19 protein-coding genes and 1 pseudogene are annotated in these 17,674 nt (G+C 68.9%); 13 read left to right on the top strand and 7 right to left on the bottom strand.

From position 1 onward, the window contains the following. Window positions 1-47: 47 nt before the first annotated feature. From bfr to E5198_RS12500, 3 genes are all read left to right on the top strand, one after another. The gene (gene bfr, locus E5198_RS12510) at window positions 48-512 is read left to right on the top strand and encodes a bacterioferritin (RefSeq protein ID WP_136490327.1); all 465 of its coding nucleotides are present in this window, start codon (window positions 48-50) and stop codon (window positions 510-512) included. Between the two features lie 231 nt (window positions 513-743). Then, window positions 744-1,190 carry a CZB domain-containing protein gene (locus E5198_RS12505; protein ID WP_136490326.1) on the top strand — a complete coding sequence of 149 codons (447 nt, stop codon included), beginning with the start codon at window positions 744-746 and terminating at the stop codon, window positions 1,188-1,190. A 117-nt stretch (window positions 1,191-1,307) separates the two neighbouring features. Continuing rightward, window positions 1,308-1,844, top strand: a complete 537-nt coding sequence (locus E5198_RS12500) for a hemerythrin domain-containing protein (protein WP_136490325.1) — start codon at window positions 1,308-1,310, stop codon at window positions 1,842-1,844. 13 nt (window positions 1,845-1,857) lie between these two features. Here E5198_RS12500 and E5198_RS12495 read toward each other — a convergent pair whose 3' ends face one another. Together E5198_RS12495 and E5198_RS12490 are read right to left on the bottom strand one after the other, a co-directional pair. Then, window positions 1,858-2,817: a homoserine kinase gene (locus E5198_RS12495; RefSeq protein ID WP_136490324.1), complete on the bottom strand. Its 960-nt coding sequence runs from the start codon at window positions 2,815-2,817 to the stop codon at window positions 1,858-1,860. 28 nt (window positions 2,818-2,845) lie between these two features. Continuing rightward, window positions 2,846-3,130 carry a DUF2782 domain-containing protein gene (locus tag E5198_RS12490; protein WP_136490323.1) on the bottom strand — a complete coding sequence of 95 codons (285 nt, stop codon included), beginning with the start codon at window positions 3,128-3,130 and terminating at the stop codon, window positions 2,846-2,848. Window positions 3,131-3,206: 76 nt separating this feature from the next. Between E5198_RS12490 and polA the strand changes: the two genes are divergently transcribed. Continuing rightward, window positions 3,207-6,032, top strand: coding sequence for a DNA polymerase I (gene polA / locus E5198_RS12485; protein WP_136490322.1), 2,826 nt, complete (start codon window positions 3,207-3,209; stop codon window positions 6,030-6,032). Between the two features lie 197 nt (window positions 6,033-6,229). On the opposite strand, the gene yihA is transcribed toward polA, so the two are convergent. Further along, the gene (gene yihA, locus E5198_RS12480; protein ID WP_136490321.1) at window positions 6,230-6,877 is read right to left on the bottom strand and encodes a ribosome biogenesis GTP-binding protein YihA/YsxC; all 648 of its coding nucleotides are present in this window, start codon (window positions 6,875-6,877) and stop codon (window positions 6,230-6,232) included. A 223-nt stretch (window positions 6,878-7,100) separates the two neighbouring features. Here yihA and E5198_RS12475 point away from each other — a divergent pair, with 223 nt between their 5' ends. The 8 genes from E5198_RS12475 (at window position 7,101) to E5198_RS12440 (ending at window position 15,275) form a co-directional block, all read left to right on the top strand. After that, window positions 7,101-7,397, top strand: coding sequence for a cytochrome c5 family protein (locus tag E5198_RS12475; RefSeq protein ID WP_136490320.1), 297 nt, complete (start codon window positions 7,101-7,103; stop codon window positions 7,395-7,397). Window positions 7,398-7,439: 42 nt separating this feature from the next. Continuing rightward, a complete protein-coding gene (locus tag E5198_RS12470; protein ID WP_136490319.1) occupies window positions 7,440-8,045 on the top strand; it encodes a cytochrome c in 606 nt (201 codons plus the stop codon). A 147-nt stretch (window positions 8,046-8,192) separates the two neighbouring features. Next, a complete protein-coding gene (locus E5198_RS12465) occupies window positions 8,193-8,837 on the top strand; it encodes a thiol:disulfide interchange protein DsbA/DsbL (RefSeq protein WP_136490318.1) in 645 nt (214 codons plus the stop codon). 11 nt (window positions 8,838-8,848) lie between these two features. Then, entirely contained in the window at window positions 8,849-9,700 is an 852-nt protein-coding gene (locus E5198_RS12460) for an endonuclease/exonuclease/phosphatase family protein (protein WP_136490317.1), read from the top strand. A gap of 82 nt (window positions 9,701-9,782) precedes the next feature. Next, window positions 9,783-10,547: an N-acetylmuramoyl-L-alanine amidase gene (locus E5198_RS12455; RefSeq protein WP_136490316.1), complete on the top strand. Its 765-nt coding sequence runs from the start codon at window positions 9,783-9,785 to the stop codon at window positions 10,545-10,547. 150 nt (window positions 10,548-10,697) lie between these two features. Next, on the top strand, window positions 10,698-11,669 hold the full coding sequence (locus E5198_RS12450) for a TAXI family TRAP transporter solute-binding subunit (RefSeq protein WP_136490315.1): 972 nt from the start codon (window positions 10,698-10,700) through the stop codon (window positions 11,667-11,669). A 271-nt stretch (window positions 11,670-11,940) separates the two neighbouring features. Then, a complete protein-coding gene (locus tag E5198_RS12445) occupies window positions 11,941-14,496 on the top strand; it encodes a TRAP transporter permease (RefSeq protein WP_136490314.1) in 2,556 nt (851 codons plus the stop codon). Between the two features lie 83 nt (window positions 14,497-14,579). Continuing rightward, window positions 14,580-15,275 carry a cytochrome b/b6 domain-containing protein gene (locus E5198_RS12440; protein ID WP_136490313.1) on the top strand — a complete coding sequence of 232 codons (696 nt, stop codon included), beginning with the start codon at window positions 14,580-14,582 and terminating at the stop codon, window positions 15,273-15,275. 49 nt (window positions 15,276-15,324) lie between these two features. On the opposite strand, the gene E5198_RS12435 is transcribed toward E5198_RS12440, so the two are convergent. From E5198_RS12435 to E5198_RS12420, 4 genes are all read right to left on the bottom strand, one after another. Then, the gene (locus tag E5198_RS12435) at window positions 15,325-15,795 is read right to left on the bottom strand and encodes a cytochrome c (RefSeq protein ID WP_136490340.1); all 471 of its coding nucleotides are present in this window, start codon (window positions 15,793-15,795) and stop codon (window positions 15,325-15,327) included. 106 nt (window positions 15,796-15,901) lie between these two features. Beyond that, window positions 15,902-16,318, bottom strand: coding sequence for a YeeE/YedE family protein (locus E5198_RS12430; RefSeq protein ID WP_136490312.1), 417 nt, complete (start codon window positions 16,316-16,318; stop codon window positions 15,902-15,904). A gap of 2 nt (window positions 16,319-16,320) precedes the next feature. Further along, entirely contained in the window at window positions 16,321-16,755 is a 435-nt protein-coding gene (locus E5198_RS12425; RefSeq protein WP_136490311.1) for a YeeE/YedE family protein, read from the bottom strand. Beyond that, the gene (locus tag E5198_RS12420) at window positions 16,752-17,072 is read right to left on the bottom strand and encodes a helix-turn-helix transcriptional regulator (RefSeq protein WP_136490310.1); all 321 of its coding nucleotides are present in this window, start codon (window positions 17,070-17,072) and stop codon (window positions 16,752-16,754) included. The genes E5198_RS12425 and E5198_RS12420 overlap by 4 nt, the downstream gene beginning before the upstream one ends. A 301-nt stretch (window positions 17,073-17,373) precedes the next feature. Between E5198_RS12420 and E5198_RS12415 the strand changes: the two are divergent. Beyond that, a pseudogene (locus tag E5198_RS12415) lies at window positions 17,374-17,674 on the top strand (NAD(P)(+) transhydrogenase (Re/Si-specific) subunit alpha); the annotation flags it as partial.

Genomic DNA, 17,674 nt, shown 5'->3' with positions numbered 1-17,674 from the left:
CGCCACGGGGCGAACATAGGCTCCTTCACGCTCCAGGATGCCCCGCCATGAAAGGTCACACCGCCGTCATCGACTACCTGAAGACCCTGCTCAAGGGCGAGCTGGCCGCCCGCGACCAGTACTTCGTGCACTCGCGCATGTACCAGGACTGGGGCTTCACCAGGCTCTACGAGCGGCTCGACCACGAGATGGTCGAGGAAACCGAGCACGCCGACGCCCTGCTGCAGCGCATCCTGTTCCTCGAGGGCGTGCCGGACATGACCCCCGACGCCGTGCGGGTCGGCAGGACCGTGCCGGAGATGCTCAAGACCGACCTGGCGCTGGAGTACGAGGTGCGCGCCGCGCTGGCCAAGGGCATCGCCCTGTGCGAGCAGCACCAGGACTACGTCACCCGCGAGATCCTCGAGAAGCAGCTGCACGACACCGAGGAAGACCACGCCTACTGGCTGGAGATCCAGCTCGGCCTGATCGACAAGCTCGGCCTGGAGAACTATCTGCAGTCGCAGATGTGACCCCCGGGCGCCGCCTGTGCGCGGCGCCTCCATCCTTTCCCCTCCCCTTGTCCGCCGCCCGCTTCTGCCAAGCATTCCCGGAGCGCGGCTGATCCCGGTCAATGCCCGGCCTCCGCGCGGTGTCAGGATGGATGCCAGACGCACCACCACCACCCACCGGGCAGCGCCCGCCCAGGAAGCCCGCCCGTCGCGCCCTCCGGCTGCGGCGCGCCCAGGAAAAGGACAACCGCCATGAGCTTCTTCGACTTCTTCAAGATGGACAGCCACTCCAAGGAAACCGAGAAGGCCAAGCAGGAGGCGCAGGCCGCGCTGATCAAGGCGGCGGAGACGCTCAACATCGACGTCGCCGTGATGGCCCACGACAACTGGAAGCTGCGTCTGGAAACCTACCTGACCGGCAAGTCGCAGGAGGACCTGCGCCCCGAGGTGGTGTGCTGCGACGAGCGCTGCGACCTCGGCAAGTGGATCTACGGCGACGGCGAGGCGCACCTCGGCCAGTACATGACCTTCCAGGACCTCAAGGCCACCCACAAGATGTTCCACTACACCGCCTCCAGCGTGGTGACCCTCAGCCAGGCCGGCAAGCAGGACGAGGCCCACGAACTGCTGCACGGCGAATTCAGCAAGCTGAGCACCACCGTCAAGCGCCGCCTGCACGACCTCAAGGCGCTGCTCTGAAGCACCGGCGCCGGCCCCTGCCGAACGGCGTGGCCGGCGCTGCCCCCCTCGCGGCTGGACAAGCCGCCCCCGGCTCCTAGACTGCCCAGTAGACCCGTCCGCCGCGGAGCAGCCCCCATGAGCCAGGTCATCGCCGAACTCCGGCACGAGCACGACGCCATCCTCGAAGCCCTGCCGGTCCTCGAGCGCATGGCCGAACGGGCCGCGCAGGGCCAGCTGCCGGCCGAGGATGCCGGCGAGTTCCTCGATTTCCTGCGCGCCTTCGTCGACCAGTGCCACCACGGCAAGGAGGAGGCCCTGCTGTTCCCCGCGCTGATCGCGGGCGGCCTCGCCGAGCACGGCGGCTTCATCGACGAACTGCACGCCGAGCACATCCAGGGCCGCGCCCTGGTCCAGGCCATGGCGCAGGCCTGCAGCCGGCGGCCGGGCGCAGACTTCGCCGCCGCCGCCACGGCCTACGCCGGCCACCTGCGCGCGCACATCGGCAAGGAGAATGCCGCACTGTTCTCCATGACCGAACGCCTGCTCGACGAGCCGGTCCTGGCGGCGCTGCAGCAGGCCTTCGCCGCGCACGAGGAAAAGGTCATGGGCACCGGCCGCCACCAGCAGCTGCATGCACGGCTGCAGCAGTGGCGGACGACCTATCTCGGCTGAGCGGCCCCGCCCGTCACAGGGCGAACGGCAGTCCCTGCCCCGGCTCGACCCGCTGGCGCGCCTGCAACAGACGGCGGAACTCCTCGGGATCCTTGACCAGCACGTCGGGCTGGCCGGCGAAGGCCTCGGCGGCGATCAGCCGCGACAGCCAGAAGCGCACGCAGGCCACGCGCAGCATGGCCGGCCACAGCTCGGCCTCGGCGGCGCCGAACGGGCGCAGCGCGGCGTAGCCGGCGAGCAGGGCATTGAGGCGATGGTGGTCGAACTCGCCGCACGGCTCCACGCACCAGTCGTTGGCGGCGATCGCCAGGTCGTAGAGCATCGGCCCGGAGCAGGCGTTGTGGAAGTCGATCACTCCGGACAGGTGGTTGCCGTCGAACAGCACGTTGTCGTGGAACAGGTCGCCGTGCAGGTTGGCCGCCGGCAGCGCCTCCAGGCGCTGCCGCAGACGGCCCAGCTCCTCCAGCGCGCCCTTGAGCAACTGGCGGGCGTCGTCGTCCAGGCGCAGGGCCTGCAGCGGCCCCTCGGCGAGCATCCAGTCGAGACCGCGGTCGCTCGGCCGCTCGATGATCGCGTCGCGGGTGGCCAGGTGCAGGCGCGCCAGCAGCTCGCCGACCGCCCGGCACTGGTGCGCATTGGGCAGGCCGACGTGGTGGCCGGGCAGGCGCGGCTGCAGCAGCGCCGGCAGGCCGGCCAGTTCGCCGATGGCGGTGCCGTCGGCGGTGCGCAGGGCGAAGGGCACCGGCAGGCCGGCGCCGTGCAGCACGTCGAGCAGGGCGACGCTGAAGCCCAGGCCCTCGCGCGGGCCGCGCTCGACCAGGGTCAGCACGTACTCGCCGCGCTCCAGGCTGACGAAGAAGTTGCTGTTCTCGGTGCCGGCGGCGATGCCCTGGAACGCCAGCAGGCGGCCCAGCCCGTAGGGAGCGAGGAAGGCTTCCAGCTCGTGACGCTCAAGCGGGGTGAAGACGGACATGGGGCCTCCTCGATCGGGACTCAGCGGCTTACCAGCGGAAGATCTCCCACTGCGGGATCAGCATGTCCGGGTTGTCCGAGCGGATGAAGTTGCTGTCGCCGTCGGCGCGCACCAGGAAGTACGGCTTGCCGACCTTGGGGGTGACCTTGATGGCGTAGAGGAAGCCGTTGATGCGGTATTCCTGGATGGTCTTGTCGCCTTCCTGGCGGATGGTCACGTCCGGTTCGCCGCTCGGCGCCTCGTCCTGGGCAACGGCGGCCAGCGGGGCGGCGGCCAGCAGGCCAACGAGCAGCAGACGGTTGATTGCGCGCATGGTGGTAACCTTGTCCCTTTGCAGTCATCGATACAGCCATCTTACCCGGTCGCATCGCCGAAGAGTCGATTTCCCCATGAGTCTAGCCCCTCTCGTCCTGGTGGACGGTTCCTCCTACCTGTACCGCGCCTTCCACGCCCTGCCGCCGCTGCACACCTCCGCCGGCCTGCCCACCGGGGCGGTCAAGGGCGTGCTGAACATGCTGCTGTCGCTGCGCCGCCAGTACCCGGACAGCCCGTTCGCCGTGGTGTTCGACGCCAAGGGTCCGACCTTCCGCGACGAGCTGTTCGAGCACTACAAGTCGCATCGCCCGCCGATGCCCGACGACCTGCGCGTGCAGATCGAGCCGCTGCACGCCTGCGTGCGCGCCCTCGGCCTGCCGCTGCTGTGCATCGAGGGCGTGGAGGCCGACGACGTGATCGGCACCCTGGCGCGCTCCAGCGCCGCCGCCGACCGCCCGGTGCTGATCTCCACCGGCGACAAGGACATGGCCCAACTGGTCGACGGCCACATCAGCCTGGTCAACACCATGACCAACCCGCCGACCTACCTGGACCGCGACGGCGTGGTGGCCAAGTTCGGCATCGGCCCGGAGCTGATCATCGACTACCTGGCGCTGATGGGCGACAAGGTCGACAACATCCCCGGCGTGCCCGGGGTCGGCGAGAAGACCGCGCTGGGCCTGCTGCAGGGCCTCGGCGGCGGCCTCGACCTGATCTATTCCAGCCTCGAGCAGGTGCCGGCGCTGCCGATCCGCGGCGCCAAGTCGCTGCCGGCCAAGCTCGAGGAGCACCGCGAGATGGCCTACCTGTCCTACCGGCTGGCGACCATCAAGACCGACGTGGCGCTGGACGTCGCCCTCGACGACCTGCACCCGGGCGAAGCCGACCGCCCGGCACTGATCGAGCTGTACCGCACCCTGGAGTTCAGGAGCTGGCTGGACGAGCTGCTGCGCGAGGCGAAGGCCGCCGGCGTACCGGTGGCCGGCACTCCGGTGGCCGGCACTCCGGTGGCCGGCACTCCGGCGTCCGGCGCTCCCGCCGAAGGCGGCGCGGCGACTGCCACTGCCACAGAAGCCGCGGCTGCGCCCGAGACCCGCTACGAGATCGTGCTGGAACAGGCGCAGTTCGACGCCTGGCTGGAAAAGCTCGAGGCGGCCGAGCTGTTCGCCTTCGACACCGAGACCACCGGCCTCGACGCCCAGCAGGCCGAGCTGGTCGGCATTTCCTTCGCGGTCAGCGCCTTTGAGGCGGCCTACGTGCCGCTGACCCACAGCTACATGGGCGTACCCGCGCAGCTGGACCGCGACACGGTGCTGGCCGCGCTCAAGCCGCTGCTGGAAGACCCGGCCAGGGCCAAGGTCGGCCAGCACGCCAAGTACGACATCAACATCCTCGCCCGCTGCGGCATCGAGGTGCGCGGCGTGGCCTTCGACACCATGCTGGAGTCCTACGTGCTGGACTCCACCGCCACCCGCCACGACATGGACAGCCTGGCGCTCAAGTACCTCGGCCAGAGCACGGTGAAGTTCGAGGACATCGCCGGCAAGGGCGCCAAGCAGCTGACCTTCGACCAGATCGCCCTCGAGCAGGCCGGCCCCTACGCCGCCGAGGACGCCGACGTCACCCTGCGCCTGCACCAGACCCTGTGGCAGAAGCTGGAAGCCGTGCCGGCGCTGGCGAAGGTGCTGACCGAGATCGAGATGCCGCTGGTGCCGGTGCTGGCGCGCATCGAGCGCCACGGCGCGCTGGTCGACGCCAAGCTGCTCGGCCAGCAGAGCGTCGAGCTGGGCGAGAAGATGCAGCAGCTGCAGCGTCAGGCCTTCGAGCTGGCCGGCGAGGAATTCAACCTCGCCTCGCCCAAGCAGCTCGGCGCCATCCTCTACGACAAGCTCGGCCTGCCGGTGCTGTCGAAGACCGCCAAGGGCCAGGCCTCCACCGCCGAGAGCGTGCTCGCCGAGCTGGCCGAGCAGGGTTTCGAACTGCCGCAGGTGCTGATGGACTACCGCAGCGTCAGCAAGCTGAAGAGCACCTACACCGACAAGCTGCCCGAGCAGATCAACCCGCGCACCGGGCGCATCCACACCAGCTACCACCAGGCGGTGACCGCCACCGGCCGGCTGTCCTCCAGCGACCCGAACCTGCAGAACATCCCGATCCGCACCGCCGAAGGGCGGCGCATCCGCCAGGCCTTCGTCGCCGCGCCGGGCTACCGGCTGGTGGCCGCCGACTACTCGCAGATCGAGCTGCGCATCATGGCCCACCTGGCCCAGGACGCGGGCCTGCTGGACGCCTTCCGCCACGGCCGCGACGTGCACCGCGCCACCGCCGCCGAGGTGTTCGGCGTCGAGCTGGAGCAGGTCAGCTCCGAGCAGCGGCGCAGCGCCAAGGCGATCAACTTCGGCCTGATCTACGGCATGAGCGCCTTCGGCCTGGCCAAACAGATCGGCGTCGAGCGCAAGCAGGCGCAGGCCTACATCGACCGCTACTTCGCCCGCTATCCCGGCGTGCTGGCCTATATGGAACGCACCCGCGAGCAGGCCGCGGCGCAGGGCTACGTCGAGACCCTGTTCGGCCGCCGCCTGTACCTGCCGGAGATCCACTCGAAGAACGGCGCCATGCGCAAGGCCGCCGAGCGCACGGCGATCAACGCGCCGATGCAGGGCACCGCGGCGGACATCATCAAGCGCGCCATGGTGGCGGTGGACGCCTGGCTGCAGGAGTCCGGGCTGGATGCGCGGATGATCCTCCAGGTGCACGACGAACTGGTGCTGGAAGTGCGCGAGGACCAGGTGGAGGAACTCGAGGCCGGCCTGCTGCCGCGCATGAGCGGCGCCGCGCAGCTGGATGTGCCGCTGCTGGTCGAGGCCGGGGTGGGCAGCAACTGGGACGAGGCCCACTGAGCCGAGCCGACCAACGGCTGAACTTTGTCGCGCAGGCCGCGGTCAATTGTTCTGAGTGGTTGGCAGACCCCTCATGGGTTTCCTTGCAGAACCCTGTGTTGGCAGAACGCCCGCCTGCCCCGCCCTGGCAGCCGGGCTCGATGACCGACCTTCCATCCCCCCAACGGAAGGTCGGTTTTTTTTGCCTGCGCGAAACCTCAGGCCTGCTCGGCGACCGCCTCGTCTTCCTCCAGCAGGCCCATCCAGCCGGCCAGCACGGCCTGCGCATCCTCGATGCCCTGGCGCTTGGGCGCGGAGAACAGCTGCACGCTGGCCACCTCGCCCCAGCCCTGGCGGATCTCCTTCTGCACCTTGAGCAGGGTGTTCTTCGCCGCGCCGAAGGTCAGCTTGTCGGCCTTGGTCAGCAGGATGTGCATGGGCAGGCAGCTGGCCTTGGCCCAGTCGAGCATCAGCAGGTCGAACTCGGTGAGCGGATGGCGGATGTCCATGAGCAGCACCACGCCGACCAGGCTGTGGCGGCTGCCCAGGTAGGCCTCGAGGTGGCGCTGCCAGTGCTGCTTGAGCGGGATCGGCACCTTGGCGTAGCCGTAGCCGGGCAGGTCGACCAGGCGGCGCTGGTCGTCGAGGCGGAAGAAGTTGATCAGCTGGGTACGCCCCGGGGTCTTCGAGGTGCGCGCCAGGCGGGCATGGGTCAGGGTGTTCAGCGCGCTGGACTTGCCGGCGTTGGAGCGCCCGGCGAAGGCCACCTCGAAGCCCTCGTCCGGCGGACACTGGTCGACCTGGGCGGCGCTCTTGATGAAGGCGGCCTGCTGACACAGACCGAGGATGGGATTCTTGACGGACATGGCGAGGGCCTGTTCTGCGCCTGCGCAACAACGCGTTGCAGGCTGGGGCTGGTAGGTGCTGCGACAAAGTGTCGCTGACGGCGGTTCCGTTTCCGTTTTGACGTCGCCTGTATATAATGCCACGGATTTTGTGTGCGCTTTATTCCCAAGTTCAGTGTCCACGCGGACGGACCCCGCCGGCAGAGCGACGGGCCGTTTTCCCCTGATGTAGAAGAGGTCGACCATGAAGAAACTGTTGCTTGCTGTGTCGCTCGTTGCTGCCGCCGCCTCCGCGCAGGCCGCCCAGGATCCGGAAGCGGTGTTCAATCGTGCCTGTGCCGCCTGCCACAACGGCGCACTGCCCATGGCACCGCTGAAGGGCGACAAGGCCGCCTGGGAACCGCGTCTGGCCAAGGGTATGGATGCACTGGTCGCAAGCGTCACCAACGGCTTCAATGCCATGCCGCCGCGCGGCATGTGCATGGACTGCACCGCCGAGGACTACAAGGCCGTCATCGAGTGGATGAGTGCCTCCAAGTAATCCCGATACCCCCCTTACCTTTAGCCGTAGCTGGATTAGCTGATGAACAAACTACTCGTGAGTCTGCTGTTGACCCTGGGCGTGACCGGTGTGGCCCATGCCGCCGGCGATGCCACCGCTGGACAGACCAAGGCAGCCGTCTGCGGCGCCTGCCACGGCCCGGACGGCAACAGCGCAGCGCCCAATTTCCCGAAACTGGCTGGCCAGGGCGAGCGCTATCTGCTCAAGCAGATGCAGGACATCAAGGGTGGTAAGCGTACCGTGATCGAGATGACCGGCCTGCTCAACAACCTGAGCGACCAGGATCTGGCCGACATCGCCGCCTACTTCTCCAGCCAGAAGGGCAGCATCGGCCAGGCCGATCCCAAGCTGGTGGCGCGCGGCGAAGCGCTGTTCCGCGGCGGCAACCTGGAACTGGGCATGCCGGCCTGCACCGGCTGCCACGCTCCGGACGGCCGCGGCAACGACCTGGCCGGCTTCCCGCAGCTCAACGGCCAGCACGCCCAGTACGTGACCAAGCAGCTGACCGACTTCCGCGAAGGCAACCGCACCAACGACGGCGACGCCATGATCATGCGCTCCATCGCCGCCAAGCTGAGCAACAAGGACATCGAAGCGGTGTCCAGCTACATCCAGGGTCTGCACTGAGCGATCCCGCAGTAGCCTGCAACATAAAAAGGGCGGCCATGGCCGCCCTTTTTTTTGCCCGTCTCGCCTACAATCGCGTGGAATTCGCCAGCGGCCGCCGGTGTCCAACCGCCAGCCGCCCCACGTCATCCTGTCCAGGAGTCAAGCATGCGTAACCTGATTCTCTCGGCCGTTCTGGCCGGCCTCAGCCTGTTCGGCGCCACCGTTTCAGCCGAGGAGATCCAGGCCGGCAAGCAGTACGTCCAGCTGAGCAGCCCGGTGCCGGTCGCCCAGCCCGGCAAGATCGAGGTGGTCGAGCTGTTCTGGTACGGCTGCCCGCACTGCTACCAGCTCGAGCCGACCATCCAGCCGTGGGCCGAGAAGCTGCCGGAAGACGTCAACTTCGTGCGCATCCCGGCGCTGTTCGGCGGCCTGTGGAACGTCCACGGCCAGATGTTCCTGACCCTCGAGGCCATGGGCGTCGAGGCCAAGGTGCACGACGCGGTGTTCGCCGCCATCCACCGCGAAGGCAAGAAGCTCGCCACCCCGGAGGAGATGGCCGAGTTCCTCGCCGGCCAGGGCGTGGACAAGGACGCCTTCCTCAAGACCTTCAACTCCTTCGCCGTGAAGGGCCAGATGGAGAAGGCCAAGAAGCTGGCCATGGCCTACCAGATCACCGGCGTGCCGGTGCTGGTGGTCAACGGCAAGTACCGCTTCGACCTCGGCACCGCCGGCGGCCCGAACGGCGCCCTCCAGGTCGCCGACCACCTGATCGCCAAGGAACGCGCGACCCAGCAAGCCCCCGCCCAGTAACGGCGGCGGCCATGCTCAGGCGCTGGACCACCCCGCGCGCGCCCGGCATCCGGGCCGCGCGACACAACCCGCAGGCCGGCGAAGTCGCCGTCGGCGAAACCCTGCGCCTGCTCAGCTTCAACATCCAGGTCGGCATCAGCACCCGCCGCTACCACCACTACCTGACCCGCAGCTGGCAGCACCTGCTGCCGCACCGCGAGCGGGCGGTCAACCTGCAGCAGATCGGTGCGCTGCTCGGCGACTTCGACCTGGTCGCCCTGCAGGAGGTCGACGGCGGCAGCCTGCGCTCCGACTACGTCAACCAGGTCGAGCACCTCGCCCAGCTCGGCAACTTCCCCTACTGGTACCAGCAGCTCAACCGCAACCTCGGCGCGCTGGCCCAGCACAGCAACGGCCTGCTCAGCCGCCTGTGCCCGCAGCAGCTGGAGGACCACCCGCTGCCCGGCCCGCCCGGCCGCGGCGCCATCCTGCTGCGCTTCGGCGAAGGCCCGGAGGCGCTGGCGGTGGTGATGATGCACCTGGCCCTCGGCGCGCGCGTGCGCACCCGCCAGCTGGCCTACATCCGCGAACTGATCCACGGCTACCGCCACTGCGTGCTGATGGGCGACATGAACACCCACGCCGCCGAACTGCTCGAGCACTCGCCGCTGCGCGGCCTCGGTCTGGTCGCCCCGCAGACCTGCGCCACCTACCCCAGCTGGCAGCCGCAGCGCTGCATCGACCACATCCTGCTCAGCCCGCAGCTGACCCTGGAGCGCATGGCCGTGCTGGATGCGCCGATCTCCGACCACCTGCCGGTGGCGGTGGACATCCGCCTGCCCGCCGGCCTGCGCCAGCAGCCGCTGGTGGTAGCGCCCGGATAAACCCGCTCACATCTCGAGCGTCCGCCCCGGCGCGCCGGCAGGCTATGCTGGGCATCCGCTCCACCGCACCCGGCACCGCGCCATGAAGATCCTGCTCCCCCTCGCCCTCACCCTGCTGCTCGCCGGCTGCGCCGGCGGCCTGCGCTTCGACGACAGCCAGCGCTCGGTCGACCACAGCAGCCGGGTCGAATTCATCGTCATCCACTACACCTCCAGCGATCTGCCGCGCTCGCTGCAGACCCTCAGCCACGGCGGCGTCAGCGCCCACTACCTGCTGCCGGCCGACGGCAGGAGGATCTACCGCATGGTCGACGAGAACCGCCGCGCCTGGCACGCCGGCGACAGCCAGTGGCGCGGCCGCACCTGGCTCAACGCCAGCTCGATCGGCATCGAGATCGTCAACCCCGGCTATACCGATGGCCCGGACGGACGCACCTGGCATCCCTACCCGCAGGCGCAGATCGACCGCCTGATCGCCCTGCTCAGGGACATCCAGGCCCGCCACGGCGTGGCGCCGGTCAACATCGTCGGCCACAGCGACATCGCTCCGCAGCGCAAGGTCGACCCCGGCCCGCTGTTCCCCTGGCGCCAGCTCGCCGCCGCCGGACTGATCCCCTGGCCCGAGGCCGCCGCGGTGCAGGAGAAGCTGCGCCAGCTGGACGGCCGGGTGCCCGACGTCGCCTGGTTCCAGCACCAGCTCGAACGCATCGGCTACGCGGTGCCGCAGCACGGCCAGCTGGACGAGGCCACCCGCAACGTGCTGGCCGCCTTCCAGATGAAGTACCGCCCCGAGCGCCACGACGGCCAGCCCGACCTGCACAGCGCCGCGCTGCTGCTGGCGCTGTAGCCTCCCGGAGCGCCGCGACCTTCTACACTCTGCGCAGGGTTTTCCGCCGCGTTCGGCGGAAGCGCTCGCGTTTGCAGGTAAACTTGCCGGTCTGCCGCCGATCCACAAGCACGCCGGCAGATCCAACAAACAGAAGAAGGAAGCACCTCCATGAAAGGCAAAACCTTGGCATGGGCCCTGTCCGCAACCCTGGCAGGCCTCTCTCTGGGCGGGACCGTTCAGGCACAGGACAAGTTCGTCACCATCGGCACCGGCGGCCAGACCGGCGTCTACTACGTGGCCGGCCAGTCGATCTGCCGGTTCCTCAACCGCGGCGCGGCCGAGCACCAGATCAAGTGCAACGCCCCGGCCAGCGGCGGCGGCGTGGCCAACGTCAACGGCATCCGCAGCGGCGAATTCAACTTCGGCATCATGCAGTCCGATCACCAGTACAAGGCGATGAAGGGCGAGGCGCCGTTCCAGGCCGAAGGCCCGATGGAGGACATCCGCGCGGTGTTCTCCCTGCAGAGCGAGGTGTTCACCATCCTCGCCCGCCGCGACGCCAGGATCGCCGGCTTCGACGACCTCAAGGGCAAGCGCGTCAACATCGGCAACCCCGGCTCCGGCCAGCGCGACACCCTCGACGAGATCCTGCGCGTGAAGGGCTGGGACAAGTCGGCCTTCGCCCTCGCCGCCGAGCTCAAGCCGGCCGAGCAGGCCGCCGCGCTGAGCGACAACAACATCGACGCCATGACCTACTTCGTCGGCCACCCCAACGGCGCGATCCAGGAAGCCACCACCACGGTCGATGCGGTGCTGGTGCCGGTCACCGGCCCGGACATCGACAAGCTGCTGGCCGAGAAGAGCTACTACACCAAGGCCGAGATCCCCGGTGGCCTGTACAAGGGCAACGACGCCGCGACCCCGTCGATCGGCGGCAAGGCGGTGCTGTCCACCAGCGCCAAGACCGATCCCGAGGTGGTCTACCAGCTGGTCAAGTCGGTGTTCGACAACCTCGAGCGCTTCCAGCGCCTGCACCCGGCGTTCCAGAACCTCAAGGCCGAGGACATGATCAAGGTCGGCCTGTCCGCCCCGCTGCACGAGGGCGCCGCGCGGTACTACAAGGAGCGCGGCTGGCTGTAAGGAACCGTCCACGATCTGCTGCGCGTCGGCCATGCTGCGTTGAAATCGGCTTCGGACTGCTCATTTACAGTTCGTAAACTCCGCGTCCTCAGCCGATTTCGCCTTGCCTGGCGCTAGCTCGCGAGATCGTGAACCGGCTCCTCGCCACCATTCCCTTTGCCGGGCGCTGCTACTCTGCTAGTAGCGCCCGCCATGCCGCTTCCACCCGGAACCCGCGTGCCGCGAGGCCGCGGGTTCCGGCGTTATCCGTTTTCCGCTGCAGGTTCATCCCATGCATGACAAGCAACTCTCCACCGAGGAGCTGATCGCCCAGGACGTCGGTGCGCGCACCCCGCCGGGCGCGATGGCCGCGGTGATCACCGGCCTGGCCCTGGCCTGGTCGCTGTTCCAGCTGTGGATCGCCTCGCCGCTGCCGTTCGTGTTCGGCATCGGCGTGTTCAACGACACCGAGACCCGCTCCATCCACCTGGCCTTCGCCCTGCTGCTGGCCTTCCTCGTCTACCCGGCGTTCCGCCGCTCGCCGCGCGACCGCGTGCCGCTCACCGACCTGGCCATGGGCCTGGCGGCGGCGGCCAGCGCCGCCTACCTGTTCATCGCCTACGAGCAGCTGGCGCAGCGCCCGGGCAACCTGACCACCCTCGACCTGGTCACCGCCTGCGTCGGCATCCCGCTGCTGCTGGAGGCCACCCGCCGCGCCCTCGGCCCGGCGCTGGCGGTGATCGCCCTGCTGTTCCTGGTCTACAGCGTCGCCGGCCCGTGGATGCCCGACCTGCTGGCGCACCGCGGGGTGAGCTTCACCGCGCTGGCCAACCACCAGTGGATCACCACCGAAGGCGTGTTCGGCATCGCCCTCGGCGTGTCGACCAGCTTCGTGTTCCTCTTCGTGCTGTTCGGCGCCCTGCTCGAGCGCGCCGGCGCCGGCCACTACTTCATCCAGCTGGCCTTCAGCCTGCTCGGCCACCTGCGCGGCGGCCCGGCCAAGGCGGCGGTGGTGTCCTCAGCGCTGACCGGGGTGATCTCCGGCTCGTCGATCGCCAACGTGGTCACCACCGGCACCTTCACCATCCCGATGATGAAGAAGGTCGGCTTCTCCAAGGAGAAGGCCGGCGCGGTGGAGGTGGCCTCCTCGGTCAACGGCCAGATCATGCCGCCGGTGATGGGCGCCGCCGCCTTCCTGATGGTCGAGTACGTCGGCATGCCCTACGTGGAGATCATCAAGCACGCCTTCCTGCCGGCGGCGATCTCCTACATCGCGCTGTTCTACATCGTCCACCTCGAGGCGCTGAAGCTCGGCATGCAGCCGATCGGCAGCCGCCAGCCGAAGCCCTGGCTGCGTCGCCTGACCGGCTTCGCCTTCGGCGTCGCACTGATCTCCGGCCTGTCGCTGGCGGTCTACTACGGCCTCGGCTGGCTCAAGCCGGCGCTCGGCGCCTACGCCCTGCCGGGCGTTTCCGTGCTGCTCGCGGCGGCCTACCTGGGCCTCTTGAAGATCGCCGCCAGCAACCCGCCGCTGCCCGCCGAGGACCCGGACAAGCCGCTGGAAGTGCTGCCCGAGACCCGCGCCGTGCTGCTCTCCGGCCTGCACTTCCTGCTGCCGGTGGTGGTGCTGGTCTGGTGCCTGATGATCGAGCGCCTGTCGCCCGGCCTGTCGGCGTTCTGGGGCAGCGTGATGCTGATGGTCATCCTGCTCACCCAGCGCCCGCTGCTCGGCTGGCTGCGCGGCGACGGCGGCAAGACCCACGGCAGCTTCATGGACGGCTGCGTCGACCTGCGCGAGGGCCTGATCGCCGGCGCGCGCAACATGATCGGCATCGGCATCGCCACCGCCGCCGCCGGCATCATCGTCGGCGCGGTGTCGCAGACCGGCGTCGGCCTGGTGCTCGCCGACCTGGTCGAGCTGCTGTCGATGGGCAACCTGCTGTTGATGCTGCTGCTCACCGGGGTATTCAGCCTGATCCTCGGCATGGGCCTGCCGACCACCGCCAACTACATCGTGGTGTCCAGCCTGCTGGCGCCGGTGATCGTCACCCTCGGCCAGCAGAACGGCCTGATCGTGCCGCTGATCGCCGTGCACCTGTTCGTCTTCTACTTCGGCATCATGGCCGACGTCACCCCGCCGGTGGGCCTCGCCTCGTTCGCCGCCGCCGCGGTGTCCAAGGGCGATCCGATCAAGACCGGCCTGGTGGCGTTCTTCTACAGCCTGCGCACCGCGGCGCTGCCGTTCCTGTTCATCTTCAACACCGACCTGCTGCTGATCGACGTGAGCTTCTGGCACGGCGTGCTGATCTTCATAGTCGCCACCGTGGCCATGCTGGTCTTCGCCGCCGCCACCATGGGCTTCTTCCTGGTGAAGAGCCGCTGGTACGAGAGCCTGCTGCTCCTCTTGGTCGCCTTCAGCCTGTTCCGCCCGGGCTTCTGGATGGACATGCTGCACGACCCCTACCGCGAGGTGCCGCCGGCCCAGTTGGCCAGCGCGCTCGGCGAGGTCGAGGCGGACAGCAGCCTGCGCCTGCGCATCCAGGGCGAGGACGCGATCGGCGACCCGCGCGTCTTCACCGTGCTGCTGCCGGTGCCGGACGGCGCCAGTGGCGAGGAGCGCCTCGGCAAGCTGGGCATCCAGCTCTACGAGCAGGACGGCAAGACCCTGATCGACAACGTCGCCTTCGGCAGCCCGGCCGCCGACCTCGGCCTGGAGTTCGACCAGCAGATCCTCGACGTGCGCGCGCCCACCCAGCGCTGGCCCAAGGAGCTGATCTGGCTGCCGGGCTTCGCCCTGTTCGGTCTGGTCTGGCTGCTGCAGAGCCGTCGGCGCCGCGCCGCGACCTGAACCCGTGCAGTCTGAGGTAGTCTGAAGCAGCATCCGGCGGCGCCCAGCGGGCGCCGCTTTCTTTCACCAGCAAGGAACCGCTGATGACCCTGCATATCCGCATCTGGGACCTGCCCACCCGCGTCTTCCACTGGAGTCTGGCGCTGTCCGTCGCCGCCGCCCTCGCCACCGGCTGGGTCGGCGGCAACTGGATGGTCTGGCACGGCCGCCTGGGCCTGCTCATCGCCGGCCTGCTGGCCTTCCGCCTGGCCTGGGGCGTGCTCGGCTCCACCTACGTGCGCTTCGGCCAGGTGCTGCACCTGCCGCAGAGCCTGCCGGCCTACCTGCGCGGCGAGTGGCACGGCGGCGGCCACAACCCGCTGGGCTGGCTGTCGGTGCTGGCCATGCTCGCCGCCCTCGGCTTCCAGGTCGGCAGCGGCCTGGTGGCCAACGACGACATCGCCTTCACCGGCCCGCTGTACCGCCTGGTCGACAGCGCCACCAGCAGCAGGCTGACCGGCCTGCACCGCCAGGGCCTGTGGCTGGTGGTCGCGCTGATCGTCCTGCATCTGGCGGCGCTGCTGTTCTACCGCCTGGTGCGCGGCGAGAACCTGGTCGAGGCCATGCTCCACGGCAAGCGCCGGGTGCCGGCCGCGCGGCCGGTCAAGCCGGCCAGCGGCGGCAGCCTGCCGGCGCTGGTGGTCGCCCTGGCCTTCGCCGGCGGCGCGATCTGGGCTGCCAACGGCAGCTGGATTCCGACGCCTCCGCCGCCACCGGCGCAGAGCACTCCGGCTTGGTAACGAAAAGGGCGACCCGCGGGTCGCCCTTTTCATGTCAGCCGTGCGTCGGTCATTCGTCCATGCGGAACTTGTCGTGGCAGCCCTTGCAGCTCTTGCCCACCTCGCCGAAAGCCTGGGCGATGGCAGCCTTGTCGCCGCCGGCGGCGACCTTGGCCAGGTTGTTGGCGGCCTGGTTGAAGGCGATGGCCACCTTGGCGACCTCCTCCTTCTGGGTGAAGAACTCCGGCTTGACGCGGGTCTTCTGCGCGCCCACCGACTGCTCGGTGCCCGGACCGTACAGCGCACCCATGCCCGAGTTGGCGATGCCGGCGATGGCGTTGGCGGCGGCGGCGACCTGCGCCTGGTCGTAGGGCACCGAGCCCTCGACGACCTGCGCCTTGATCTTGCCCATGTTCCACGACATGAAGCTGTAGCCGGCCTTGCGGAACTCGATCTGGTCTTCCGGGCTGACCTGGGCCACGGCCAGGCTGGCGGTCCCCGCCAGCAGCAGACCGGCGGTGCAGGCCATCAGTTTGTTCATCATCGGTGTTCTCCCTTTCCTTGCAGCATGATCACGAAGAGCCGGCCCCGGGCCGGCAGAGGCTCTAGAGTAGCCGCTGCGGGGGCAACAGGCAGCCCCGCCGGGTTCACACCCGGCGACTTTCGTACCAGCGATACAGGCCCATGCCCGCCAGCATGGCGATGACGAACGGCAGGATGGCGGCGTTGCCGCTGCCCAGCACCACCACCGCCGGCCCCGGGCAGATGCCGGCGATGCCCCAGCCGATGCCGAAGATCAGGCTGCCGATCACCAGCTGGCGGTCCGGCTCGCGCTTGCTCGGCAGCTGCATCGGGCAGCCGGTCAGCGACTGCTGGCGACGCTTGGCCAGGGTGAACGGCAGCAGCGCGGCAGCGATGCCGCCGCCCATGACGAAGGCCAGCGACGGATCCCAGCTGCCGGCCAGATCGAGGAAGGCCAGCACCTTGGCCGGGTCGGCCATGCCGGCCAGCAGCAGGCCGAGGCCGAACAGCAGGCCGGCGAGGAAGGCGGTCAGACGGTTCATGCTCAGGCTCCGATCAGGTGGCGGACGACGAAGACGGTGGCGAAGCCGGTGCCCATGAAGCACAGGGTGGCGATCAGCGAGCGCGGCGACAGCCGCGACAGCCCGCAGATGCCGTGGCCACTGGTGCAGCCGGAGCCCAGCCGCGCGCCGAAGCCGACCAGCAGGCCGGCCAGCAGCAGACCCGGCACGTCGGCCTGCATCTCGATGGCCGGCAGCGCGGCGAACGCCTGCCACAGCCAGGGGGCGAGCAGCAGGCCGCCGACGAACAGCAGGCTGTCCAGCCGGCCGCTGGCCTTCGGGTTGAGCAGGCTGCCGAGCAGCCCGCTGATCCCGGCGATGCGGCCGTTGGCCAGCACGAACAGGCCGGTCGCCAGGCCGAGCAGGATGCCGCCGGCGAGGGCGCTCCAGGGGGTGAAGTGGGCCCAGTCGATGGTCATGGTCGTTCCTCCGAGCAGAACTGCAGGTACAGGGTGTGGATCAGCGCCAGGGCGGCGGGACTGGCGATGCGGTAGTGGATCTGCTTGCCGTCGCGGCGGGTGGCCACCAGCCCCTCGCGGCGCAGCACGCCGAGCTGCTGCGACAGGGTCGGCTGGACGATGCCCAGCGCCTCCTGCAGCTCGCCGACATTGCGCTCGCCTTCGGCCAGCTGGCACAGCAGCAGCAGGCGATCCGGGTTGGCCAGCACCTTGAGCAGCTGGCTGGCGGCATCGGCATTGGCGCGCAGGCGGGCGAAATCGGTCGCGGCGAGGGGCATGGCGACTCCATACAGTTAGCCGAAAAACAATATATATCAATATAAACTGTAAAGCAAACCGTCCGCCCGCCTACTACCTTCGGCTGAAAAACCCATCATTTCGGCCAAAGTCGACTTGCAATTTTCGTCTCAACTCACTCCAAAACAGTTGAACGACAACCGCCACCCCGGCACAATCCGGCGCCATATAGCCCCGCCAGAGGTCCGCGCAGCGCGCGTCGACCCCTCTAGCCAGCGGATCTGGCGTCCTGCGGGAGCAACGAACAACAACAATTTCGCTTGCCAATGGAGAGATTTGCTCATGCAAATCGGTATACCGCTCGAAACCCACGCCGGGGAAACCCGTGTGGCCGCCACGCCGGAAACGGTCAAGAAACTCGTCGCCCAGGGCCACCAGGTGCTCGTCCAGGCCGGTGCCGGCGTCGCCGCCAGCATCCCGGATGACGCCTATGTCGCCGCCGGCGCACGCATCGGCTCGGCCGCCGAGGCCCTCGGCGCCGGCCTGGTGCTCAAGGTCGCCGCGCCCGACGCCGACGAGCTGCAGCTGATGCAGCCCGGCGCCGTGCTGGTCGGCATGCTCAACCCGTTCGACAACGCCAACC

The organism is Pseudomonas sp. A-1 (assembly GCF_004801855.1).
Taxonomy (GTDB): domain Bacteria; phylum Pseudomonadota; class Gammaproteobacteria; order Pseudomonadales; family Pseudomonadaceae; genus Geopseudomonas.
Note: the sequence above shows the minus strand (reverse complement) of the source record. Positions and strands in the feature narration are given on the sequence as shown.